The sequence below is a fragment of the Dactylosporangium siamense genome (genome assembly GCF_016862795.1).
GTDB classification, from domain to species: Bacteria; Actinomycetota; Actinomycetes; order Mycobacteriales; family Micromonosporaceae; genus Dactylosporangium; species Dactylosporangium siamense.
Window position 1 is genome coordinate 1 of the sequence record NZ_BONQ01000161.1, and the last position, 23,390, is coordinate 23,390.

Genomic DNA, 23,390 nt, shown 5'->3' on the forward strand with positions numbered 1-23,390 from the left:
TCGAGCTGGCGCTGGTCGTCGAGCTGGCGCTGGTCGTCGAGCTGGCGCTGGTCGTCGAGCTGGCGCTGGTCGTCGAGCTGGCGCTGGCCGTCGAGGTCCGCCGGCTGACGCTGGCCGCTGGGATCAGCCGGCCGGCGCAGGTCGTCGCGGCCCACCGGCTGGCGCAGGTCGTTGCCCAGCTCGCCGCCGGCGGGCCGGCGCAGGCGGTCGAGGATCTCGACCCGCTGCCCGAGGATCGCGCCCTCCAGCTCGACCAGCGCCGGTCCCGGGTCCAGGCCCAGTTCGTCGGCGAGGATGCCGCGGGCCCGGCGCAGCGCGGCGAGCGCGTCGGCCTGCCGGCCGGTGCTCCACAGGGCCAGGGCGAGCAGCCGCCACCCCTCCTCACGCAGCGGGGCGTGCCGGGTCAGCAGCTCGGCCTCCGGGACCGCCTCCGCGGCGCCGCCGGTGCGCAGCGCGACGTCGAGCAGCAGCTCCCGGGCGACCAGGCGGAGCTCTTCGAGCCGGGCGGCCTCCGGCTGCGCCCACGACTCCCCGGCGAACTCGGCGTAGGCGCCGCCGTGCCACAGCTCCAGCGCCGCGCGCAGCAGCAGCCGCGCCCGTCCGGGCTCGGCCGCGTGGATCGCGCGGGCGTCGGCGAGCAGCGACTCGAAGCGCCACGCGTCGACGGCGTCGGGTGCGACCCGGATCGCGTAGCCGGGTGGGGCGCTGATCAGGAGCCGGGCCGGCGCGCGGCGTTCCCGGCCGGGTTCGAGGGTGCGGCGGAGGTTGGACACGTACGCCTGCAGGGACGCGATCGCCCTCGGCGGCGCCTCGCCGCGCCACAGGTCGTCGATCATCCGGTCGACGGAGACGACCTCACCGCCGGCGGACAGCAGCAACGCGAGCACGGCTCGCTGGCGGGGGCCGCCCAGGTCGGCCGCACCGCCGTCGACGTCGACCGTGAACGGTCCGAGCACCCGCATCAGCATGACGCGCGCCATCGTAGCCGCCCACAAGCGGTCTCCAAGACCGCTACAAGACAGTCCTCGCACCTTGATGGGACCAGACCGAACTGTATGAGGAGACCGATATGACCACCACCGTCGAACGCCCGTGGGTCCAGGAGATGGTCGTCGTGCACCGAGTGTTCCGGCGCGAGTCGCGGCTGATGGCCGAGCTGGTCCGCGGGGTGCGCCCCGGCGACGTCGACCGCGCCCGCGCCCTGGCCGCGCTGGTCCGCGAATACGACAAGGGCCTGCACTCACACCACACATCCGAGGATGCCCTGCTGTGGCCGAAGCTGCTCGCCCGGGTCGACCTCGACGCCGATCTGGTGTTGCGGATGGAGCAGCAGCACGAGGTCGTCGCCGAGGGCCTGCACGTGATGATGGGCCACCTCGCCACCTGGGAGCGGGACGCTTCGGCCGAGGCCCGGGACAGCCTCGCCGAGGCGATGGACCAGCACCGCCGCGACCTGCTCGTGCACCTCGACGAGGAGGAGCGTTCGGTGCTGCCGCTGATCTCGGAGCACATCACCGTCGCGGAGTGGAACGAGCTCGGCGAGGTGGCCCGTTCGCACACGCCGAAGGACAAGCTGCTCTTCATGCTCGGTGCGCTGCTGGAGGAGGCCACCCCGCAGGAGTCCGCCCGGTTCCTGTCCAACCTGCCCGTGCCGGCCCGGCTGCTGTGGCACACGGTCGGCCGCCGCCAGTACGCCAAGCAGATGCGCAAGGTCCGCGGTGCCCTGACCCCGTGACGACCCGGCGCGGATCCGGCCTCAGTTGCTGGTGTAGCCGGGGATCTCCTGGGTGCCGTCCGCGGTCTCGACGCGGTCGGTCGTGCCGTCGAAGTTGTCGTCGTGGTAGATCAGGTCGATTTTGCCGTCGTGGTCCTGGTCGTAGGCGACCTGGTCGATGAGGCCGTCGTCGTTGGTGTCCCACATCGCGATGTCGGTGACGCCGTCCTGGTTCTCGTCGGCGAGCAGGACGTCGACGGTGCCGTCGCCGTCGCTGTCGTAGCCGACGGTCTGCAGCCCGTCGGTCGACGGCGGCTGCCCGTCGGTGGCGGCGCCCGTGACGGGATCAGCGGTATCGGTGGAAGCGGCTGGGCTCAGCCCGGCCGCCACACCGTGTCCGTCGTCGGTGCCGAACACGGCGTGCGGATCGGCGAAGTCGTCCGAGTCGAACACGTCCGGGTCGAAGTCGAACCCGTCGGACTGCAGGCCGAAGTCAGTCATGCCTGTCACCTTTCCAGCACCGGCGAACCCGGCGCCACCCGGGACACGTGCCCGTGGGTGTGAGAATCCCGGGAGCGCCGGCGGCAGGCCCCTGCTCGACAGCGCGGGTCGCCGGCCGAGGCCGGCTACGGCCGGTCCACCGACCCTGACCGGCCGTCCGAGCGGCCGCCACCCCCAGAAGCAGCGCCACCTTCGGAAGCAGCGCCACCCTCGGAAGCAGCGCCACCCTCGGAAGCAGCGCCACCCTCGGAAGCAGCGCCGGCCGAGATGGCCGCGTCAGCGCGCCGCATCCCGTACGCGAAGAACAGCACGAGACCCACGGCCATCCAGATCAGGAACCGCACCCAGGTGACGACCGGCAGGTTGAGCATCAGGTACAGGCTGGCCAGGACGCTCAACGCCGGCAGCCACGGCACCCCCGGCACCCGGAAGGCCCGGGGCAGGTCGGGCCGGGTGCGGCGCAGGATGATCACGCCGATCGACACGACCACGAACGCGAACAGCGTGCCGATGCTGGTCAGCTCGGACAGTTCCGACAGCGGCACGAACGCGGCGAGGACGGCGACCACGACGCCGGTGATCGTCGACATGACCCACGGCGTGCCGTATCGCGGGTGGACGCGCGCCAGGACCGGCGGCAGCATGCCGTCGCGGGCCATCGCGAACGTGACCCGGGCCTGCCCGAGCAGCAGGACGAGGATCACGGACGTGATGCCGCACACGGCGCCGAGGGAGATGAGGTCGGCCGCCCAGCCCTGCCCGACGAGGTCGAAGGCCCTGGCGAGCGGCGCGGCGGTGTCGAGCTGGTCGAAGGGGACCATGCCGGTGACCACGAAGGCGGTCGCCATGTACAGCACGCCGCAGATGACGAGCGAGCCGATGATGCCCCATGGGACGTCCCGCTGCGGGTTGCGGGTCTCCTCGGCGGTGGTGGCGACGACGTCGAAGCCGATGTAGGCGAAGAACACGATGGAGGCGGCCGCGACGATGCCGAACCAGCCGAAGTGTTGCGGTGTGATCCCGGCGAGGACCTGCAGCAACGGTGCCTCACCGCCGCTGGCCTTCGTCGACGGGGTGGCCGCGGGGATGAACGGCGTGTAGTTGGCGGCCTTGATGAAGAACAGGCCGAGGCCGATGACGAACACGACGACGGCGACCTTGACGACGACCAGCACGCCGGTGACCCGTCCGGACAGTTTCGCGCCCATGACGGCCACGACGGTCAGGGCGGCGACGATGAACGCGGCCCCGAAGTCGGGGATCGCCTTGTCGCCGGCCAGCCAGGTGGGCAGGTTGAGCAGTTCCTGGAGGTAGGCCGACCAGCCGCGGGACACCACGGCGGCGCCGAGGGCGAGTTCCAGGCACAGGTCCCAGCCGATGACCCAGGCGACGAACTGCCCGAGGGTGGCGTAGGAGAAGGTGTACGCGGATCCCGCGACCGGCACGCTGGACGCGAACTCGGCGTAGCAGAGGGCGGCGAGGGCGCACACGACGCCGGCCAGGGCGAAGGACAGCACGATCGCCGGTCCCGCGTTGCGGGCGGCCTGCTGGCCGGTCAGCACGAAGATGCCCGTGCCGATGATCACACCTACGCCGAAGACCGTCAGGTGGAACGCCGACAGGTTTTTGCGCAGTCCTCTGCCCGGTTCGTCCGTGTCGCGCAGGGACTGTTCGATCGACTTGGTCCGAAAGATCGACATCGGTACACCTCCAGGGGTTCAAACCCGACATGCCCGGAGGATCTGGGTTCTACACCCGACCGGCCGTACCTAGTACCATTAAAACCTACCGGTTAGATAGAAATTAGGTGCGGGCATGAATACCACAGTGGTAGTGGGTGGAGGCTGTAGCGGCGCCTTGACGGCGATCCACCTCAGCAAGGCCGGCGAGCGGATCGTGCTCGTCGACCCGGCCGCGCCGGACGCGCTCGGACGGGGCGCGGCGTACCGGACCACCGACCCCACGCACCTGCTCAACTCGCGGGCCGCGGCGATGAGCGCCCTCGCCGACGCGCCCACCGACTTCGTCGACTGGTGCCGGGACCAGGGACTCCCCATCGGACCGACCGACTTCGCCCCGCGCGCCGTGTTCGGCGACTACCTGCACGACCGGCTGTCAGAGGTCGGGTTCGAGCATGTCCGTGGTGTCGCCATCCGCCTGGAGGACAACCAGGAACGGCCGAGCGTGATCCTGCGCGGCGGCCAGACCGTCGCGGGCGACCGGGTGGTGCTCGCCCTCGGCCACGGCGCCCCGGCCGGCCCCCTGTCGATCACCTCGGCCGTGCGGACCCACCCCTACTATGTGGGAAACCCGTGGACTCCGGGCGCGCTGGACCGGGTCCCGGGCGACGTGCCGGTCCTGCTGATCGGCACCGGGCTCACCGCCCTGGACGTCGCGATGTCGCTGAGCAACCGGGGCCGGCGGGCGCCGCTGCACGCGGTGTCCCGGCGCGGGCTGCTCCCCCAGCCGCATCTGGAGATCCAACCGAAGGCGACCGGGGGCTTCGCCCACGACGGCACCGACGCGGGCGGCCTGCTGCGGGCGGTCCGGCGCTATGCGGCGACCGAGCCCGACTGGCGCTGCGCCGTCGACACGCTGCGGCCCCAGCTCGACCAGCTGTGGTGGCAGCTGTCCGTCGACGCGCGGCGCCGGTTCCTGCAGCACGTCGCGGCGTACTGGGAGGTCCATCGGCACCGGATGGCCCCGACGGTCGCCAACCGGGTGACCGCCCTGCGCGACAGCGGCGCGCTGTTCACGCACGCGGCCGCGATCCACTCGATCCGGCGCGGCGAGCGAGGCTTCGTGGTGACACTCAGGTTCAGGAACAAGGACGAGAGCTGGCCGGTCGGCGCGATCGTCAACTGCACCGGCCCCGGCGGCGCGGCCACCAGCACCCTCGGCCGGGCGCTGCTCGACGACGGCCTGGCCCGCCGCGACCCGACCGGGACCGGCCTCGACGTCGACGGGCACGGCCGGCTGGTCGACCGGGACGGCGGGGCGTCGGACCGCGTCGTCGCGATCGGGCCGACCCGGCGGGGCGCCTGGTGGGAGACGACGGCCGTGCCGGAGATCAGAACCCAGGCCGCCGCGCTGGCTCGAGTGCCGGTGGCTGCTTGATCGTCATCACGTGCTCGACGAGGGCGATGAGCACGTCCTTGATCGAGCGCCGGTCCCGGGCGTCGCAGAGCACCACCGGCACGTCCGGGTCGAGGTCCAGGGCCTTGCGGACCGCCTCGGCGCTGTGCTTCTGCACCCCGTCGAAGCAGTTGACCGCGACCAGGAACGGCGTGCTGCGCTCCTCGAAGTAGTCCACCGACGGGAAGCAGTCGGTGAGCCGCCGGGTGTCGGCGAGCACGACCGCGCCCAGCGCGCCCAGCGCGAGCTCGTCCCACAGGAACCAGAACCGGTCCTGTCCGGGGGTGCCGAAGAGGTACAGCACGATGTCGTCGTTGATGCTGATCCGGCCGAAGTCCATCGCCACCGTCGTGGTGGTCTTGCCCTCGACCCCGTTGACGTCGTCGATGCCGACACCCGCGTTGGTGAGCACCTCCTCCGTCTGCAGGGGGCGGATCTCGCTGACCGCGCTGACCAGCGTGGTCTTGCCGACGCCGAATCCCCCGGCGATGAGGATCTTCACCGCCAGCGGGATGTGCCCGTCAGAGCGATCGGAGACCATTGACAACCGCCTTGAGGATGCGATCGTCGGGCCGCTGCGGCCCGACGGATTGGTCATACACCGGTTCGTGCATCTCGATCAGTCCCTGCTGGAGCAGGTCGCCCAGCAGCACGCGCACCACGCCGAGCGCGAGATCGAGGTGTGAGGCAAGCTCCGCGACCGTGACCGGCTCGCGGGTGCGGGCCAGGATCGCATAGTGCTCCGGCTGCAGGTGCCGGGGCCCCTTGCCGTCGGCCGCGTTCACGACGAACGCCACCAGGTCGAAACCGCCGACGACGGGTCTGGCCCGTCCACCGGTCACCGCGTAAGGGCGCACCACCGGCCCGGCGTCGGAGTCGAGCCAGCTGTGATCACCCGGCGGCATCGGACGGAGCGCCCGTTCGTGACGGTGCGGTGAGGTACTGCCCGACCCGGGTCACCAGCATCGCCATCTCGTAGGCGATCACGCCGATGTCGGAGTCCGCGGCGCTCAGCACGGCCAGGCAGGCGCCCTGTCCAGCGGCGGTGACGAACAGGAAGGCGTCGTCCATCTCCACGATCGTCTGGCGGACGCCACCGCCGTTGAAGTGCCGGCCGGCGCTGCGGGCCAGGCTCTGAAACCCGGACGCCACCGCCGACAGATGCTCAGCATCGTCGCGCCCGAGCCCCTGGGACGCCCCCATGAGCAGCCCGTCGGCGGAGAGCACCACGGCGTGCTGCGCCGACTCGACCCGTTCGACGAGATCGTCGAGGAGCCAGTCGAGCTTGCCGGTGCGACTCGTCGATTGTGCCACCTATGCGTCCCTTTCCGATGTGGACTGATCGTCGGTGAGCGCCGCCTCCCGGCGCCCCCGGGTGAACCCTGCCTGCAGCGACGTCATCATCGCGCGGGTCTGCTCCGGTGACCTGCCGGCCGCGGCGGCCGCGAACTGCGACGCCGGGATCCCGTCCACCGTGTGCTCGTCCTCGGGTCGCTCCCGCAGCTGGGGAGCGAGGCTGGCCTGCCTGCGCCGCTTCGGCAGCCCGTCGTCGGTCAGGTCGATGGCCTGGTCTGGTTCCGGCCGCTGCGTCGGCACGGGTGAAGCGTCCGCCCGTGGCACCTCCGGCCGCTCCGGCAGCACCTCGGCGTCGACGTCGTGCGTGCGGCGGGCCGCCGGCGGGACGAGCTCGACGAGCGACGGCCGGGCAAGCTCCGCCGGCCGCACCGGCAGCCCGTCGGCGGCGGGTCCGGACTGCCCGGCGAGCGGCTCGGGAGCCCACGCGGAGATCCCGGCGGTGGGGACCTTCGCGGACGCCGGGACGGTCGTCAGGTCCGGCGCCGACTCGGTGATCAGTTCGGCGGCCGGCCCGGCCTGCTCCGCGGCCAGCTCGGCCGCGGTCGAGGCGGTCAGCTCCGGGGGTGCGCCGCTGATCAGGTGCGGCGGGATCAGCACGACCGCGGTCACCCCGCCGTACGGCGAGGAGCGCAGCGTGACCCGCACCCCGTGGCGGGCGGCGAGCAGCGCGACCACGAACAGGCCCAGCCGGGCGCTGTTGGCGGGGTCGAAGTCCGGCGGGTGCAGGAGGCGCTGGTTGGCCTCCTCGATCGCCTCCGGCGCCATGCCCAGGCCGCGGTCCTCGATCTCGACCGCGAACCCGTTCGGCACCAGCTGCCCGCTGATCTGCACCCGGGTGTGCGGCGGCGAGTAGGACGTGGCGTTCTCGATCACCTCGGCGAGCAGGTGGATGACGTCGGCGACGGCCCGGCCGACCAGCGCCGCCTCCGGCAGCGTCAGGAAGCCCACCCGGGCGTAGTCCTCGACCTCGGACACCGCGCCGCGGACCACGTCGACCATCGGCACCGGGTTGCGCCAGCCCCGGCCGGGCGTCGCGCCGGCCAGGATGACCAGGTCCTCGGCGTGGCGGCGCATGCGGGTCGCGAGGTGGTCGACCCGGAACAGGTCCTCCAGCTCCTCGGGGTCGCCGGTGCGCCGCTCCATCCGGTCCAGCAGCGCCAGCTGGCGGTGCAGCAGCGTCTGGCTGCGCCGGGCGATGTTGAGGAAGACCTCGTTGAGCCCGCGCCGCAGCTGCGCCTCGTGCGCCGCGGACTCGATCGCGGTGCGCTGCACGGCGCTGAACGCGTTGCCCACCTTGCCGATCTCGTCGGTGCCGTACTCCAGTGGTGGCGCCGCTTCGGCCAGGTCGAGCTCCTCGCCGCGCCGCAGCCGGCCGACCAGCTCCGGCAGCCGCTGGTCGGCGAGGGACTGCGCGTCCTGCCGCAGGCCAGTCAGCCGGTTGATCAGCGACCGGCCGATCCGGATCGACAGGATGACCGAGACCGCGATGGCGAGCAGCCCCAGCACGGCGGCGAGCACCAGCCGCACCACGATGTCGACGCCGACCGGTTCGGCCCGCTCGAGGATCGTGTCGCCGTACTGCAGGTCCAGCTGCCGCAGCTGGTCGGCGAGCTTGTCGTAGGCGTCCCGCCACACGGTGATGTCGACCGGGATGGCGGCGTTCGGCTTGGCCTCGGCGAGGATCTTGTCCTCGAAGGCGGTCAGTTTCTTGTGCGGCTCGCCGGCCTGGATGTTCCGGTACGTCTGCTGCACCGCGTCCGGCAGCTCCGCCGACTGCTCCGCGTAGGCGTTGCGCTTCGCGCCGATCATCGCGATCAGGTCGGCGGCCTCGGTGCGGATGAACTTGCCCGCCGCGGCGGCGCCGTTGACCAGCGCGTCCTCCCGCGCGAGCAGCTCCCGCGCCCGGCTCATCGCGATGTTCGTGCTGGCGTCCTTGCTCAGCTGTGCGTCACTGACCCCGGGCAGCGCGTTGTACCAGCGGTAGATCGCGTCGACCGGCCCGTTGTAGATCTCCATCGCGCCGGACCGGTCGACCTGCCCGAGCGAGATCCCCGACCGCCCCGACACGATCCCGTCCAGCGCCACCATGATCTCGGCGAGCCGCCCGGTCGCCCCCGCCGGCATCGCTTCCTTGAGGTCGTCCTTCGCGGCGAGGGTCCGGAAGTTGCTGATCGCCGCGTCGGTCTTGCGCCGCTGCTCGGCCAGCAGCGCCGCCTCCGGCTTCCCCTCGGGCCGGCCGGCCCCGAGGTACACCTGGGACAGCTTCCGCTCGCGCTGCAGCTCGACGATCACCGACTCGGCCGGCTCGGCCGCGAGGGTGTAGTAGGTCTGGGCGTCGAACAGCTCGACCACCGCACCCGACGTCAGGCTGGTCGCGAAGACCCACAGCACGACGAGCGACAGCAACGGCGGCAGCAGCAGGGTGACGATCTTGGCGCGGATCGACCACGTGCGGATTCTCCACGTGCGGGACTTCATGTGATCCTCGTGGGTCGCGTCGACAAGGGGGGTGGCGCGTCTCGGGCATGATACGGACACACGGGCGAGGAAGTCACCAACAAGGTCGTCGCCGTCCCAAACCCGGCTCGCCCGCGATCTCGTCCCCGCCCTCCCCCGCCACCCGGTGTGCTTTCCCCCGCTTTGGGCAGGGCGCCCGGTATGCGAGGTGGACGGTGGGTTTTCGCGATCGGGGCCTGGACCATGTGCACGGCGGCGATCAGCGCGTTCGGCATCGGCAGGGTCGAGGCGGTGCGGTCGGCGGTGCTGGCCGCGACGACCCCGGTCACGCCCGCGGCCTCACCCGTCGCGTCACCGTCGCCCTCGCCGGGCGCACCGAGGGTCCTGCGCACCCCCGGCGGCAATATCGTCGCCCGCTGTGATGCTGGCCTCACCTGGGCCGACGCCCTGAGCCCCGCGCTCGGCTTCCATGTCGAGGGCGCCCAGCAGGGCCCGGCCAAGGACTACCGGGTGACCTTCAAGACCGACGGCCAGGAGGTCCGCGTCGTGATCCGCTGCACCGACCTCACCCCGCAGGCCGAGATCACCCTGGGCTGACCGCGACCGGGACAGCCCAGAGAAGCCGGCCGGATCAGCGGTACCGGCCGACTCAGAGGTACAGGCCGACTCAGAGGTACAGGCCGACGCGGGGCTGGTCGTCGGTGACGGTCAGGCGTGGGGCGCCGTCGCGCAGGGCGTAGAGCTCGGCGAGGGTGGCGCCGTCCGGGCCGATCCCGGCCGGGGTGCCGAGCCACGTCGCGGCCTCGGCGAACGGCAGCGGCGCCACGTGCAGCTGGGCCAGGCAGCGGCCCGGGCGCACCACGGCGGGGTGCAGCTGGGCGACGTCCTCGTTGGTGGTGATCGCGACCAGCACGTCACGCCCCTGGCCGAGCAGGCCGTCGGTGAGGTTGAGCAGGCGGGACAGGGCCTGCCCGGTGGCCTGCTTGGCCTCGCCGCGGATCAGCTCGTCGCAGTCCTCGAGCAGCAGCAGGCGCCACTTCGGCGTGCCGCCGTCGTCCTCGCCGAGGGCGGTGTCCATGAGGTACGCGGGGTCGGCGAAGAGCCGCTCGGGGTCGAGCACGCAGTCGACCTGGCACCAGTCCCGCCACTGCTTGGCCAGGGTGCGCAGCAGGGTGGTCTTGCCGGTCCCGGGCGGCCCGTGCAGCAGGATCATCCGGCCGCTGACCTGCTCGGCGGTCGTGGCCATCAAGCGGTCCAGGGCCTCGGCGGTCTTCGTGGCGTAGTTGGTGCGGATGTCCGCCCACGGCTCGGCCGTGATCCGGCGCGGGGTGCGCTGCGGGCCGTGCTTGCCGCTGTGCCAGAAGCCGATCGCCACCGACTCGTCGGCGGGCGGCGGCGGCTCGGTGGCACCGTCGACGGCGCCGGCGAGGACGCTGTCGGCGAGGTCCGCGGAGACGGCGGTGACCGTGACGTTTGCCCGGCGGCCCTGCTTCCAGCGGGTGGCGCGCAGGGTCCAGCCGTCGCCGGAGGCGAGGGTGCACAGGTCGTCGTCGTCACGCGCCTCACGCAGGACGGTGGCGCCGTCGGGGAGCAGGGTGGCCTCGCGGCGCAGGTTCGACAGGTGGCGGGTGCGGGCGAACGGCTGGGTGCCGGCGACGAACGCCGACAACGCCAGAAGGTCGAGGACGTCGATGACGCTGTCCGCGTCGTCCACGGCGGCCGCGACCGGCAGCGCGGCGAAGGGATCGACGGGAGACATGCATACCAGGATCAGGCCGGGGTCGCTTCCAGTACACCAATTTTCGCGACGGCCGGGGCGAGGTCGCTGGGCCGGGCGGCGGCGCAGCGTTGCGCCGTGGCCGCGGCCTCCGCGACGGTGGCGCCGGCGAGCTTGGCGAGGACGAGGCCGGCGACGTAGGCGGGCTGGTTGCGCGGCCCCGGCGCGGCGGACGTGTGGACGGTGTCGGCGTCCTGGCTGAGCACGACCGCCCCCTCCGCGTCGATCGTGACGGACACGACCGCGGCCGCGGTCGAGCGCAGCAGCATGCCGCGGGCCGCGGCGACGGCGGCGCCGTTGGTGCCTTCGACCACGCCGCTCACCGTGTCGAGGGCGACGGTGAGCAGGTCGGGGCCCAGGTGCGCCCACGGGAAGACGTCGAGGGCGTCGATGGCGAGCAGCGGCACGTCGAGCCGGCGGGCGGCGAGCATCGAGCGGACGGCCCGCCCGAGCGTGCCGGCGCCCAGGTCGCACATGACGACCGCGGCCGGGGCCTCGGCGAGGGACTCCGCCAGCCGCTGCAGCAGCGTGTCGGCGGCCGCCCCGCCGAGGGGCGCGGTGTCACCGTCGTCGAACCGCGCCACGACCTGGCCGGCGGCGACGACGCGGCGCTTCGTGAGCGTACGCCGGCCGACCGCGACGACCATGCGGTCCGCGGCGCCGCTGTCCCAGACCTTGGACCGCAGCGTGGCACCGGCGTCGTCGTCACCGGTCGCGCCGACGACGGTGGTCCGGGCGCCCAGGGCGGTGAAGGCGGCGGCGATGGCGGCGGCGCCACCGCCGACCTCGCGGGTCGTGTCGAGCGTGACGACGGGGACGGGGGCCTCCCGGCTCATCCGGGTCGGGGTGCCGCTCAACCAGCAGTCGAGCACGGCGTCTCCGACGACGAGCACGGGACGGTCCTGCCAGCGGGCGGCGAGCTCGGCGAATTTCACGCGCCGTGGATACCCGGCTCGAGGGGGAACATTCTGCGACTTGGCAACATCGCCTGCGACAATCACAGCATCGAACGCGCAGACGTGGCGATGATCGGTGGGGGCATGGCCGGCCTGTCCCTCGCCGCCGAGCTCGCCGAGCTTGATGGCCGGCTGGTCGAACAGGCGGAGGCCGCGGGCGGCCACCGTGAGCCGTTGCGGATCGTGGTGCTCGAACGCGAGAACCAGTTCGGGTATCACACGACCGGACGGTCCGTGGCCGCGTTCCTGGAGAGCTACGGCTCGCCCGAGGTGCGCGCGCTGACCCGCGCGTCACGGACGATCCTCGACGCGCTCGGCGCCGAGTCGGGCACGCCGCTGCTGCGGGCCCGGCCGCTGGTCTGGGTGGCCCGCGAGGACCAGCTACCGGCGATGAACGCGCTGCTGACCGCCAACCCGTCGCTGCGGGGCACGGACGTGGAGGGCGCGCAGACGCTGTGCCCGGCGTTGCGCCCGTCGGCGATCGCGCGGGCGGCGGTCGAACGGACCGCGCAGGACATCGACGTGGACGCGTTGCATCAGCTGTACCGCAAACGCGCCGCCGCGGCGGGGGTGGTGCTGCGCACCGCGATCGGCCTGGAGGCGGGCGAGTGGACCGGCACCGGCTGGCGGCTCACCACGGACCGCGGCGACCTCGAGGCGGGGCGGGTCGTCAACGCGGCCGGCGCGTGGGCGGACGCCGTGGCCGGACGGCTCGGAGTTCCTACGGCGGGGCTCACGCCGATGCGCCGTACCGTGGCGATCGTGTCCATCGACGGCGTGGCGCCGAACTGGCCCCTCGTGCTCGACGTGGGCGACGAGTTCTACTTCCGGCCGGAGAGCGGCGGCCTGCTGGTGTCGCCCTGCGACGAGACGCCGTCGCCGCCGGTCGACGCGGTGGCCGCGCCCGAGGACGTGGCCCTGGCGGTGGAGCGGGTCGCCGCGGCGACGACCCTGGAGCTGCGCCGGGTCCGCACCAGCTGGGCGGGGCTGCGCACGTTCGCGCCGGACCGCAACCCGGTCGTCGGGCCCGACCCGGCGCAGGACGGCTTCTACTGGTTCGCGGGGCAGGGTGGCTTCGGCATCCAGACGGCGCCGGCGCTCGCCCGGCTGGGCGCGGCCGAGCTGCTCGGCGAGCCGTTCGAGATCCCGGGGTTGCGGCGCGGGGCCCTGCATCCGCGCGTGTAGCGCCTTCAGGCCGGTCGTTGCAGGCCTTCGGGCTGCGGCGCGGCGCGCTGGACGCCGGCCAGGCCGGCGATCGTCGCCGGGTCGCGCAGCAGCGCCTGCTCCGCGTCGTCGACGAACGCCAGGTCGGCCTCGACGTGCCGGGTCGCCGCCGACAGCAGCAGCCCGACGACCGGGTCGGCCGCCTTGCGCCGCAGGCCGTCGAGGTTGCGCAGCTCGCGCATCAGGTACGTGCGCTGCTGGCCGAGCACGGTCCGCACGACCTCCGGGTCGCCGGAGCGGGCCGCGGCCGTCACCTTGAGGAAGAAGTCGTCGCGGAAGCCGCCGCTGCGCGGGCTCGCCTCGTCCAGCCAGCGCCGCAGCTCGCCGCGACCGGCGTCGGTGATCTCGTAGACCACCCGGTCCGGCTTCACCGCCTGGGCGTGCCGCTCGGAGCTGACCATGCCGTCGCGGGAGAGCCGGTCCAGGATCTGATACAGGTGGCCGATGTTCAGCGGGCCCCACTGCGGGCCGACCGCGGTCTCGAAGGCGCCCTTCAGCTCGTACCCGTAACTGGGTCCATGCGACAGCAGCGACAGCACCGCGTGATGGATCGGCATGTTCAGAGACTACCTGCCTCTTGCATTGTCGCAATGCATTGCGACAGAGTAGGGCCATGACCGCTACGTCCACGGGGGCCGCACTGTCGGTCGAAGGGCTCACGAAACGGTTCCACACCGGCGAACAGGACATCGTCGCCGCCGACGAGCTGACCCTCCAGGTCGGCGCGGGCAGCTTCACCGCGGTCACCGGCCCGAGCGGCTCGGGCAAGTCGACGCTGCTGCACCTGATCGGCGCGATCGAGTCCGCCGACGCCGGCACGATCGTGGTCGACGGCGTCGAGGTCACCGCGCTGCGGCGGCGCCGGCTCAGCGAATACCGGCGCACGGTCGGCTTCGTGTTCCAGCGGTATCACCTGCTGCCGGCCCTGACCGCGCTGGACAACGTGATCGCACCGGTGCTGCCGTTCCGGGTCGACTTCGACAAGCAGGAACGCGCCCGCGGGCTCCTCGAGGCGGTCGGCCTCGGCGGCCGGGAGCGGGCGCTGCCGGCGCAGCTGTCCGGCGGCCAGCAGCAGCGGGTCGCGATCGCCCGGGCCCTGATCGGGTCGCCGAAGCTGCTGCTCGCCGACGAGCCGACCGGCAACCTCGACTCCGCCAACGGCACGCAGATCCTGGACCTGCTGCTCGACCTGCGTGAGGAGCACGGGATGACGGTGCTGCTCGCCACGCACGAGCAGCACATCGCGGCCAGGTGCGACCGGCTGATCCGGCTGACCGACGGCCGGCTCACCGACGACATCGACCTGACCGACGGCGAGGACCCCTCCTCGACGCTCGCGCGCGCCACGCAGCTACGGCTTTAGTCTGATTTAACCCCTTTGCGCAGGTACGATCAACGCGACGTGCTTGCGGGTTGGGGGTGTGACATGCCGCAACTCGATCTTGGCGTGCTCGCGCAGCCGGAACGGCTCGCCGCACTGCGGCGCGCCCGGACGCTGCTCGCGTCGTCATCGGCGCCCGTCGACGGCCTGGTGCGACTCGCGGCCAGGTCCGTCGTCGCGCCGGTCGGCCTGCTGACCCTCGTCGACGACGAGCGGATGCACATCGTCGGCCGGCACGGCCTGCCGCCGGACCTCGACCACGTCGACGCCCTGCCGGCGACCAGCTCCTTCTGCCAGTACGTGGTGACCGAGAACGCGCCGCTCGTCGTCAGCGACGCCCGGGACCACCCCATGCTGCGGGACCTCGGCGCGGTGCAGGACCAGGGGATCACGGCGTACCTCGGCCAGCCGATCCACGACCTGCACGGCCACACGCTGGGCGCGGTCTGCGTCACCGACTCCGTGCCCCGGCACTGGACCGACGACGACGTCGCGGCGGTGGCGGAGTGCGCGGCGATGCTGGAGGTCATGCTGGGCGCGGAGACCAGCCGCCAGGACATCGCGATCGCCGCGGCCGAGACCGACGCGGTGCTGGAGACCGCGCTCGAGGCCTTCGTCGGCATCGAGCTCAGCGGGGAGATCAACCGCTGGAACCGGGCCGCCGAACGCACCTTCGGCTGGTCCGCGCAGGACGCGCTCGGCAAGCAGGTCGACGAGCTGATCATCCCGGAGCGTTTCCGGGCCGCGCACCGGGCCGGGCTGACGCGGATGGCGCGCGGCGGCGTACCGAAGCTGATCGGGCAACGGCTCCAGCTCTACGCCATCAACCGGGCCGGCGACGAGTTCCCGGTCGAGCTCACCCTCAACGTCGTGGACGGCCCGACCGGCCGGCACGCGCACGCCTTCGTCTACGACATCAGCGAACGCGTCGCCGCCGAACGGCAGCTGGCCCGCGAGCGCCACTTCCTCAGCGCCCTGCTCGACAACCTCGACGCCGGCGTGGTCGCCTGTGACGAGCGGGGCAAGCTGATCCTGTTCAACCGCGCCATGCGGGAGATCGCCGGCAGCGACGCCGACCACTCGACCGCCGAGACCTGGGTCGAGCACCTCCGCGCGCAGGGCACCTCCTCCGAGGAGCTGCCCCTCGTCCGCGCGTTCCACGGCCAGCACGTCCGCGAGGCCGAGGTCGTCATCCACCGGCCGGGTCGCCCCCGCCGCAGCTTCACCGCCAACGCGCAGGCGATCCGCGACACCGACGGCAACCGGCTCGGCGCCGTCGCCGCCCTGCACGAGGTCACCGACCGGCGCCGGGCGGAGCGGCTCATCGAGTGCGAGCTCGCGGTCGCCCGCATCCTGGAGAACGCGCCCACCATCGAGGAGGGCGGCCCGGAGCTGCTCGGCGCGGTCGCCCGCACGCTGCAGTGGCCGCACAGCGAACTGTGGCTGGTCGACAAGGTCGGCAACGTCCTGCGCAACGCGGCGATGTGGACCGAACCCGGCTACGTCATCCCCGAACCCGGCCCGCTCGCCCCCGGCGTCGGCGTGTCCGGCGTCGCCTGGGAAACCGGCCAGCCCACCTGGATCCCCGACATCTCCGCGGTCGCGAGCCGGCTCAACGTGCCGTCGCTGGCCCGGCACGGCCTACGGGTCGGTCTCGCCGTGCCGATCCGCGACGGCGGCGGGGTCACCGGCACGCTGAGCTTCTTCGGCGACGCCGCCGAGGAGCCGGAGCAGTCCCTCATCGCGCTGCTGTCCGGGATCGCCGCGCACGTCGGGCAGTTCCTGGAGCGCCGCCGCGCCGAGGACCTGGCCCGGCAGCTGGCCCGCACGAAGGACGAGTTCATCTCCCTCGTCGGCCACGAGCTGCGCACGCCGTTGACGTCGATCTCGTCGTACACCGAGCTGCTCCTGCACGACAACGACGACGAGACGACCCGGTCCCAGTTCCTGTCCGTCATCGCCCGCAACGCCGAGAACCTCCGGGCGATCATCGACGACCTGCTGGACCTCGCCGGCCTGGAGAGCGGCTACGTCTCCCTCGTCGAACGGCCCCTCGACTTCGCCGCCGTGGTCGACGCCTCCGCTCTCGCGGGCACCCGCGCCGCCGAGGAGAAGGACATCGACTTCCGGGTCACGCTGCCGGACGGGCCGGCTCCCGTGGCCGGCGATCAGCCACGGTTGCGCAAGGTCGTCGACCACCTCGTCACCAACGCGGTGAAGTTCACCCCCGCCGGCGGCCGGGTCGAGATCGAACTGCTCCGCGACGCGGCCGGGGTCGACCTGCGCGTCACCGACACCGGCGTCGGCATTCCCGAGGAGGAGCGCTCCCGGCTGTTCGAACGCTTCTTCCGCGGCTCCAACATCCGCAGCCTCGGCCTGCCCGGCACCGGCCTCGGCCTGGCCATCAGCCGTACCGTCATCGAACGCCACGGCGGCACGATCACGGTCACCGACCACGGCGAGAAACCCGGCACGACGTTCCTCGTACGGTTGCCGTCCCTGTAGACCAAGGCACAATGGTTGCTGATGCAACTACGACGACTGACTCTGCTGTTCGTGGCGAGCGCCCTGGTGCTCGCCGGCTGTGGTGACTCCGCCCCGTCCTGGAAGGACCCCGGAGGTGGCTCCAGCGCCGCCACGGACACCGTCAAGGTGACCGCGCCCGCGGACGGTGCCGCGGACGTGTCGACGGCCACGTCCATCACCTTCGCGGCATCTTCCGACGCCTCCGTTTCGCTCCAGGATGCGTCTGGTACCCCCATCGAAGGCGCCGTGGTGCCGCCGTCGTCGTCCGCCTCGCCCGCCTCGCCCGCTCCGGGTGGCGTCGAGTGGATGCCCGCCAAGCAGCTGAAGTACGCCACCGAATACACGGCGACGGTCACCTCGGGCAAAGCTAAGTCCACCGTGAAGTTCACCACCATGGCGAAGCCGTCCAGCCTCGTCCGCACCAGCAGCCAGATCGGCGACGGCCAGGTCGTCGGCGTCGGCATGATGATGATCCTGTCCTTCGGCACCGAGATCCCGAAGGACAAGCGCGCCGGCATCGAGAAGCGCCTCTTCATGACCTCCGACCCGCCGCAGGTGGGCAGCTGGAACTGGTACACCTCCAAGGAGATCCACTACCGCCCGAAGGAGTACTGGCAGGCCGGCACCAAGCTCTCCCTGCGCGCCGCGGTCGGCGGAGTCTCCTACGGCGGAAAGTCCTACGGCGAGAAGGACCTCACCGTCGACGCCACCGTGGGCAAGAAGCTCATCATGGAGGTCGACAACGCCACCAAGCAGATGACCGTCACCGAGGACGGCACGGTCCTGAAGACGATGCCCGTCTCCCTGGGCAAGCCCAGCAACCCCTCCGACAGCGGCAACTTCATCGTCATGGTGAAGAACGAGTGGGAGTGGTTCGACTCCTCCACCTACGGCGTCCCGGTCGACTCCCCCGACGGCTACCGCACCAAGGTCGAGTACCCGCAGCGGATCACCTGGAGCGGCCAGTACATCCACGCCGCCCCCTGGTCCGTCAAGGACCAGGGCAAACGCAACGTCTCCCACGGCTGCGTCAACATCTCCCTGGAGCTGGCGAAGTGGCTCTACGGCGTGACCCACATCGGCGACCCCGTCATCGTGAAGGGCACCGAGGAGCGCGTGAAGTACGGCGACGGCTGGACCGACTGGGAGCTGTCCTGGGAGGAGTACCAGAAGGGCAGCGCCCTCTGACGCGGCCGGCCGTTTTGGCTGGCCGGGTGGGGACCTGGTAACCTGATTCATCGCGCACGGTGACGCGTCCATGTTGCTTGCGCCTCAACGTTTCCAACCCGAGCTAACAAGACGAGGTCTGTCGCGTGGCGAACATCAAGTCCCAGATCAAGCGCAACCGGCAGAACGAGAAGCGCCGCCTGCGCAACAAGTCGGTCAAGTCTTCGCTGAAGACGGCGATCCGCAAGTTCCACGAGGCGACCGCCGCCGGCGACAACGAGACGGCTGCGACGCTGCTCCGTGCCGCCACGCGCAAGCTGGACCAGGCTGCCAGCAAGGGCGTCATCCACAAGAACCAGGCCGCCAACCGCAAGTCGGCGATCACCAAGAAGCTGGGCTCGCTGGCCGCCTGAGCGGTCCACCAGCACTGCGTTCCGCGGAAAGCGCCGCCCTGACGGGCGGCGCTTTCGCTGTGCTTCCGGGTTTGCTGAAACCGGACGCTCCGAGCCGCTCCCGGACCGCTCCGCCCACTCCGCCCGCTCGGCCCGCTCGGCCCGCTCGGCCCGCTCGGCCCGCTCGGCCCGCTCGGCCCGCTCGGCCCGCTTATGCCCACCGGCCGTCAGGTCGGGGCATTCCGTCGCGGCGTTCCGGGCCGACTCAGCGCTCCCAGATGTCCGGAGAATTCTCTTTGCGCGATTACTCCGCTCCCGGAGTGGATCTTCCTGGTGATCGGGTTCGCGTCGGGGACAAATCCCTCAAAGAGAACTAAGCGGAACCGCGGCAGCGCCCGGAACGGCGGTGACGGGGCGCTCAGGGCACCCAGACCTCACTCTTCGACCGCGGCAACAAGGCCAAACCGGTCTGTCTGAAGGCCCGCCCGTCCGATCCCTCAACCTCGCCACGCGGCCTCTGCCGCGGCCCATCGCGGTGATCGAAGGGCGGATCCGGTCGTGGTGACCAGATCCGTCCTTCGATCAAGCGACAGCGCGAGGAATGCGCCCGGGTCGGCACTGCGGATCACGCCCGCCTACCGGAAGCTCGACGGCAGGCACCGAGGTCGCCGCGCCGCCCCCTCGGGCTAACAAGCCCCAGCGCGACGATTACGCCGGGTCGGCACAGCGCTCACGCGCACCTGCCAAAAGCTCGACGCAGGCACCAAGGTCGCCGCGCCGCCCTCAGGCAAACAAGCCCCAGCGCGACGAATGCGCCCGGAGTCGGCACAGCGATCACGCCCACCTGCCAAGAGCTCGACGCAGGCACCGAGATCACCGTGCCGCCGCCTCAGGCGAACCGGCCCTGGTTGAAGCCGCCGGTCCGCTGCCGGGTCAGGTCCTCGTCGGTGCGCCACGGCCGCTCGGCGTGCCGGCCCGACTGGAGCTGCCCCGACGAGAAGTGCCCAGTGTCGTCGGCCCTGCGCCGCCCGCCCGGCTGGCGCTGTGCGTGCCGGCCACCGCTGGTGTCCCGGTTGCCCGCGCGACCGTTGTCGACCGGGCGGGTCGGCTCGTTGGGGTCGGGTTCGTCGGCGGCGTCGTATCCGCTCCACGCCGCCTGCCCCGCAGCCCAGCCGGTCTGACCGCCCCGGTTCGGCGTTGCGCCCCACTGCGCCTGGTCAGCCCAACCGGTCTCGTCGTCCCAGTCCGCCCACGGGTCGACCGGCTCGCCGTGCGGCGCCTGCCCGTGCCCCGTGCCATACCCGGCCTGTCCGTCCTCGCCGGAGTACCCACGCTGACCGACCTGCCCGTCGCTGGAATAGCCACGCTGACCGGTCTGCTCATCGCCACCGGAGTAGCCACGCTGGCTGCCCTGCTCATCGCCACCGGAGTAGCCAGGCTGGGCGCTCTGCCCGTCGCTGGAATAGCCACGCTGGGCGCCCTGTCCGTCGCCGGAGTAGCCACGCTGGCCGGTCTGCTCATCGCCGGAGTAGCCGCGCTGACCGGTCTGCCCGTCCGCGGCGGGGTAGCCGCCCGGCTGGCCGGTGGACGTCGCGTCGGCGCGACCGCTTCCGCGGCCGGTCCATGCGGCGCGGTCACCCCAGACGGTCTCGTCACCCCAGTTGGCCCGGCCGTCGCCGGCGCCGCCCGGACCGCCCCAAGCGGTCTCGTTGCCCCAGCCTGCCCCGGTGTCCTCGCCCCACGCCTGCCGGCTCTCACCGGTCGGCCCGTGCTCGACCCGCGCCGGGTGACCGCTCCACGATCCGTCGTTCTGGCGGATGCCCCGCCCACGACCGTCGGTGGTCTCCTCGGGGTTGCGGCCGTGCCCGTCCGGCACGTTGCCACCCCGGCCGGCACCCGGCACGTAACCGGCACCCGGCTCGTGCCCGGCACCCGGCTCGTACCCGACGCCCGGCTCCTGCCCGGCACCCTGCTCCCAGCCCGCGGGCATGGCACGGTCCCAGCTCTGCCCCTCGTCCTCCTGGCGCCAGGTCTGACCACCGCCGCCCTGCGCACCCTGACCGGCGGAACCACCCTGCCGACCCGCAACGTCCTGATCCCAGCCGTGCACGGGCCGGCCGTCCTGGTCCCAACCGTGCACCGGCTGGCCGTTTTCGTCCCAACCGTGCACCGGCTGACCGTTTTCGTCCCAGCCATGCACCGGCTGACCGTTCTGATCCCACCCGTGCACCGGCTGGCCGTCGCGGTCCCACCCCTGCACGGGCCGGGCGTCGCGGTCCCAGCCGCCTGCGGCCTGGGCCTCGCGGTCCCACGCCTCCGTCGCCTGGTCCCGGCCCTCGCTGATCTCGCCGGAGTGGTCCCAGTGCTGCCCCGCCTGCGCGGACCGGGTCGACTCGTCCCAGCCGGTGCGGGTCGGCCAGGTGCCGCCGTCGGCCGGCCGGTCCCAGCCCTCGTGCTCGCCGGTCCGGCCGTGGCGGCCGTCAGCGCCGGCCTCGTGGTCGCGGAAGTGGACCCCGCGGGTGTCCGCGTCGCCGTGCCCAGGGTGGACGCCGGTGTCCCCGTCGTAGACGTCCGACCGGTGGGCGTCGCCGCCGTCGTGGAACGCCGACCGCGCACCGGCCTCGCCCGCGCGGAACGCCGGGTGCACCCCGGTGTCCCCGTCACGGAACACGGGCTGCTGACCGGAGTCACCGTCACGGAACGCCCGACCGGAACCCGTGTCACCGTCACGGAACGCCCGACCCGAACCCGTGTCACCGTCACGGAACGCCCGACCCGAACCCGTATCACCGTCACGGTAGGCGCGGCCCGGGGCGGTCTCGGCGTCGGGGAACGCCGCGTGCGCGCCGGTGTCGCCGTCGCGGACGGCGCGGCGGCCCATGGTGTCCGCGGTGGGCTGGGCGGGTGGGACGTCGCTGGCGGGCGAGATCCCGTATTCGTTGCTCGGCGGGGCCTCGGTCTGGCGGCTGGCGCCGCGCGGGCCGCCGTCGCGGGCCGGGACCGAGATCCGGATGACGCCGACCTTCTTGCGCTGCGCGGGCGGCTCGCTGGCCGCCTGCCGCGTCGCGGTGCGCGTGGCCCCCGCCCCGGTGCCGCTGGCCTGCCGCACGCCGCCACCGGCGCCGCCCGTGGCAGCCGCGTCACCGGAACCACCGGACGAGCCGGCACCCCCGGAGAAGCCGGCACCACCGGACGAACCCACGCCACCGGACGAGCCCGCCCCACCGGACGACCCGGCGCCGCTGGACGAGCCCGAGGGGCCACCGGAGACGGCGGCGCCCGCGAAGCCGGACCTGGCGACGCTGCCCACACCCGCACGGCCCGAGCCGGCGACCGAGATCCCGATCCCAGACGAGTCGCGGCCACCGGCGGCACGGGCCGCGGCGCCGGCACCGGTCCCGGTGGAGGTGCCCGAGCCTCGGGCCATCTCCGCCCGGTCCAGCGCGGTCGTGGTCCGCCGGGTGGCGGAGGTCGGGTCGTCGTCGTGGTCGGGGGAATCCACCCGGGTGGATGACGCCCGTTCGGATGAACCACGGGCGGCGGAACGCGCCTGGGCGCGGACCCGCTTCGAACCGCCGATGGCCATGTCGTTGACCTTGACCATGACCGCGACGACCGCCGGCAGGACGGGGACCGCCCACCAGCTGACCAACTCGGCGAGTGCCAGCAGCACGCCGGCCGCGATCATGCACTCAAACAGCATGAAACTGACGAATCCGCCGATGTGCAGATGGCGAAGCCGCAGCGCACGCACATACAGCGGCGCCTGTGGGGCGAACCCGTTGCTCGTCGTCATCGTCCTATTCCTCCAGCACGCGCTGCGACCACTGCGAACACAGCCCGCTCGAGCGCATAGCCGCGGTCGTCCGAGCCACCCTTGACGGCGGCATTGCACTCTGCCGCCACTCGCATGGCATCAACGAGCGCCTCGGCCGTCCAGCCACGGGCTTGGCGCTGCGCGCGTTCAACCTTCCACGGAGGCATTCCCAAATTTCCGGCGAGTTGATATGCGTTGCCCTTGCCCGCGGCGGCCACCCGGGCGACGGTCCGGACCCCGTCGGCGATGGCGTCGGCGATCGGCACGGGGTCCACGCCGACGTGCATCGCCCACCGCAGGGCCTCCAGCGCGGCGGCCGTGTCGCCGACCATGACGGCGTCGGCGACGGTGAACCCGGAGACCTCGGCACGGCCGCGGTAGTACTGCGCGACGGTGCCCACATCGATCCGGCCGCCGGTGTCGGCGACGAGCTGCGAGCAGGCGGCGACCAGCTCACGCAGGTCGTTGCCGACCGCGCCGAGCAGGGCCTCGGCGGCGTCCTCGCCGATCTTGCCGCCCTGGCGGCGGATCTCGTTGCGCACGAAGTCGACCCGCTCGCGGTGCTTGCTGATCTTCGCGGCGGGCACGACGTCGGCGCCGGCGGCCTTGAGCCCGTCGGCGAGGGCCTTGCCCTTGGCGCCGCCGGGGTGGGTGACGACGAGCACGACGTCGTCCTCGGGGTCGGCGGCATAGGCGAGCAGCGCGGCGCTGATGTCCTTCTTCGCGTCCTGGCCGTTGTCGACGACGAGCACCCGCCGGCCGCCGAACAGCGAAGGGCTCAGCAGCTCCGCGAGCTCACCGGCGAGCAGCTCACCACCGGGGCGGCGATGCACCTCGGTGCCGGGGTCCTCGGCGCGGGCGGCGGCGATGGTGTCGGTGACGGCGCGGGAGACGAGCAGCTCCTCGTCACCGATCACCAGGCGGAGGCGGGGCAGACCAGAACCAGACACACGAGCCATCGTGTCACGACCCTCCGACAAAACCCGG

At 72.5% G+C, this 23,390-nt stretch carries 20 protein-coding genes; 8 read left to right on the top strand and 12 right to left on the bottom strand.

The window, feature by feature from the left end; genetic code table 11:
• Nucleotides 1-968, bottom strand: a 968-nt coding sequence (locus Dsi01nite_RS48775; protein ID WP_203853320.1) for an AfsR/SARP family transcriptional regulator, incomplete at its 3' end; no start/stop codon positions are given.
• A 101-nt stretch (nucleotides 969-1,069) separates the two neighbouring features.
• Here Dsi01nite_RS48775 and Dsi01nite_RS48780 point away from each other — a divergent pair.
• Nucleotides 1,070-1,735, top strand: a complete 666-nt coding sequence (locus Dsi01nite_RS48780; protein WP_239136894.1) for a hemerythrin domain-containing protein — start codon at nucleotides 1,070-1,072, stop codon at nucleotides 1,733-1,735.
• Nucleotides 1,736-1,756: 21 nt separating this feature from the next.
• Here Dsi01nite_RS48780 and Dsi01nite_RS48785 read toward each other — a convergent pair whose 3' ends face one another.
• The gene (locus Dsi01nite_RS48785) at nucleotides 1,757-2,215 is read right to left on the bottom strand and encodes a hypothetical protein (RefSeq protein ID WP_203853321.1); all 459 of its coding nucleotides are present in this window, start codon (nucleotides 2,213-2,215) and stop codon (nucleotides 1,757-1,759) included.
• A 125-nt stretch (nucleotides 2,216-2,340) separates the two neighbouring features.
• Nucleotides 2,341-3,915, bottom strand: a complete 1,575-nt coding sequence (locus tag Dsi01nite_RS48790; RefSeq protein WP_203853322.1) for an amino acid permease — start codon at nucleotides 3,913-3,915, stop codon at nucleotides 2,341-2,343.
• A gap of 115 nt (nucleotides 3,916-4,030) precedes the next feature.
• On the opposite strand from Dsi01nite_RS48790, the gene Dsi01nite_RS48795 reads away from it, so the two are divergent.
• Nucleotides 4,031-5,332: an FAD/NAD(P)-binding protein gene (locus Dsi01nite_RS48795; RefSeq protein ID WP_275423482.1), complete on the top strand. Its 1,302-nt coding sequence runs from the start codon at nucleotides 4,031-4,033 to the stop codon at nucleotides 5,330-5,332.
• On the opposite strand, the gene Dsi01nite_RS48800 is transcribed toward Dsi01nite_RS48795, so the two are convergent.
• The 4 genes from Dsi01nite_RS48800 to Dsi01nite_RS48815 are packed head-to-tail and all read right to left on the bottom strand — an operon-like array spanning nucleotide 5,286 to nucleotide 9,184.
• Nucleotides 5,286-5,891 (bottom strand): GTP-binding protein, encoded by a 606-nt coding sequence (locus Dsi01nite_RS48800; RefSeq protein ID WP_203853324.1) that lies wholly within the window; start codon nucleotides 5,889-5,891, stop codon nucleotides 5,286-5,288. The two genes, Dsi01nite_RS48795 and Dsi01nite_RS48800, sit on opposite strands and share 47 nt — an antisense overlap.
• Nucleotides 5,872-6,255 (bottom strand): DUF742 domain-containing protein, encoded by a 384-nt coding sequence (locus tag Dsi01nite_RS48805; RefSeq protein ID WP_203853325.1) that lies wholly within the window; start codon nucleotides 6,253-6,255, stop codon nucleotides 5,872-5,874. The genes Dsi01nite_RS48800 and Dsi01nite_RS48805 overlap by 20 nt, the downstream gene beginning before the upstream one ends.
• Nucleotides 6,242-6,664 carry a roadblock/LC7 domain-containing protein gene (locus tag Dsi01nite_RS48810; RefSeq protein ID WP_203853326.1) on the bottom strand — a complete coding sequence of 141 codons (423 nt, stop codon included), beginning with the start codon at nucleotides 6,662-6,664 and terminating at the stop codon, nucleotides 6,242-6,244. Before Dsi01nite_RS48810 ends, Dsi01nite_RS48805 begins: the two co-directional genes overlap by 14 nt.
• Complete coding sequence (locus Dsi01nite_RS48815; RefSeq protein ID WP_203853327.1) at nucleotides 6,665-9,184, bottom strand: sensor histidine kinase; 2,520 nt, start codon at nucleotides 9,182-9,184, stop codon at nucleotides 6,665-6,667.
• A gap of 180 nt (nucleotides 9,185-9,364) precedes the next feature.
• Here Dsi01nite_RS48815 and Dsi01nite_RS48820 point away from each other — a divergent pair, with 180 nt between their 5' ends.
• Entirely contained in the window at nucleotides 9,365-9,760 is a 396-nt protein-coding gene (locus tag Dsi01nite_RS48820; protein WP_203853328.1) for a hypothetical protein, read from the top strand.
• Nucleotides 9,761-9,830: 70 nt separating this feature from the next.
• On the opposite strand, the gene Dsi01nite_RS48825 is transcribed toward Dsi01nite_RS48820, so the two are convergent.
• Together Dsi01nite_RS48825 and Dsi01nite_RS48830 are read right to left on the bottom strand one after the other, a co-directional pair.
• Nucleotides 9,831-10,922 (bottom strand): DUF5925 domain-containing protein, encoded by a 1,092-nt coding sequence (locus Dsi01nite_RS48825; protein WP_203853329.1) that lies wholly within the window; start codon nucleotides 10,920-10,922, stop codon nucleotides 9,831-9,833.
• An 11-nt stretch (nucleotides 10,923-10,933) separates the two neighbouring features.
• Nucleotides 10,934-11,875, bottom strand: a complete 942-nt coding sequence (locus tag Dsi01nite_RS48830; RefSeq protein WP_203853330.1) for a PfkB family carbohydrate kinase — start codon at nucleotides 11,873-11,875, stop codon at nucleotides 10,934-10,936.
• Between the two features lie 90 nt (nucleotides 11,876-11,965).
• On the opposite strand from Dsi01nite_RS48830, the gene Dsi01nite_RS48835 reads away from it, so the two are divergent.
• Nucleotides 11,966-13,081 carry an NAD(P)/FAD-dependent oxidoreductase gene (locus tag Dsi01nite_RS48835; RefSeq protein ID WP_275423483.1) on the top strand — a complete coding sequence of 372 codons (1,116 nt, stop codon included), beginning with the start codon at nucleotides 11,966-11,968 and terminating at the stop codon, nucleotides 13,079-13,081.
• Between the two features lie 5 nt (nucleotides 13,082-13,086).
• Here the strand turns inward: Dsi01nite_RS48835 and Dsi01nite_RS48840 are convergent, their stop codons facing one another.
• Nucleotides 13,087-13,677 carry a PadR family transcriptional regulator gene (locus Dsi01nite_RS48840; RefSeq protein ID WP_203853332.1) on the bottom strand — a complete coding sequence of 197 codons (591 nt, stop codon included), beginning with the start codon at nucleotides 13,675-13,677 and terminating at the stop codon, nucleotides 13,087-13,089.
• A 56-nt stretch (nucleotides 13,678-13,733) separates the two neighbouring features.
• Between Dsi01nite_RS48840 and Dsi01nite_RS48845 the strand changes: the two genes are divergently transcribed.
• From Dsi01nite_RS48845 to rpsT, 4 genes are all read left to right on the top strand, one after another.
• Nucleotides 13,734-14,483, top strand: coding sequence for an ABC transporter ATP-binding protein (locus Dsi01nite_RS48845; protein ID WP_203853333.1), 750 nt, complete (start codon nucleotides 13,734-13,736; stop codon nucleotides 14,481-14,483).
• A 63-nt stretch (nucleotides 14,484-14,546) separates the two neighbouring features.
• Nucleotides 14,547-17,006 carry a sensor histidine kinase gene (locus Dsi01nite_RS48850; RefSeq protein WP_203853334.1) on the top strand — a complete coding sequence of 820 codons (2,460 nt, stop codon included), beginning with the start codon at nucleotides 14,547-14,549 and terminating at the stop codon, nucleotides 17,004-17,006.
• Between the two features lie 21 nt (nucleotides 17,007-17,027).
• Nucleotides 17,028-18,215 (top strand): L,D-transpeptidase, encoded by a 1,188-nt coding sequence (locus Dsi01nite_RS48855; RefSeq protein WP_203853335.1) that lies wholly within the window; start codon nucleotides 17,028-17,030, stop codon nucleotides 18,213-18,215.
• 125 nt (nucleotides 18,216-18,340) lie between these two features.
• Nucleotides 18,341-18,607: a 30S ribosomal protein S20 gene (rpsT, locus tag Dsi01nite_RS48860; protein ID WP_203853336.1), complete on the top strand. Its 267-nt coding sequence runs from the start codon at nucleotides 18,341-18,343 to the stop codon at nucleotides 18,605-18,607.
• An 868-nt stretch (nucleotides 18,608-19,475) separates the two neighbouring features.
• Here rpsT and Dsi01nite_RS48865 read toward each other — a convergent pair.
• Both Dsi01nite_RS48865 and holA read right to left on the bottom strand, forming a co-directional pair.
• Nucleotides 19,476-22,382, bottom strand: a complete 2,907-nt coding sequence (locus tag Dsi01nite_RS48865; protein WP_203853337.1) for a hypothetical protein — start codon at nucleotides 22,380-22,382, stop codon at nucleotides 19,476-19,478.
• On the bottom strand, nucleotides 22,379-23,362 hold the full coding sequence (gene holA, locus Dsi01nite_RS48870; protein ID WP_203853338.1) for a DNA polymerase III subunit delta: 984 nt from the start codon (nucleotides 23,360-23,362) through the stop codon (nucleotides 22,379-22,381). The genes Dsi01nite_RS48865 and holA overlap by 4 nt, the downstream gene beginning before the upstream one ends.
• Between the last annotated feature and the right edge of the window lie 28 nt (nucleotides 23,363-23,390).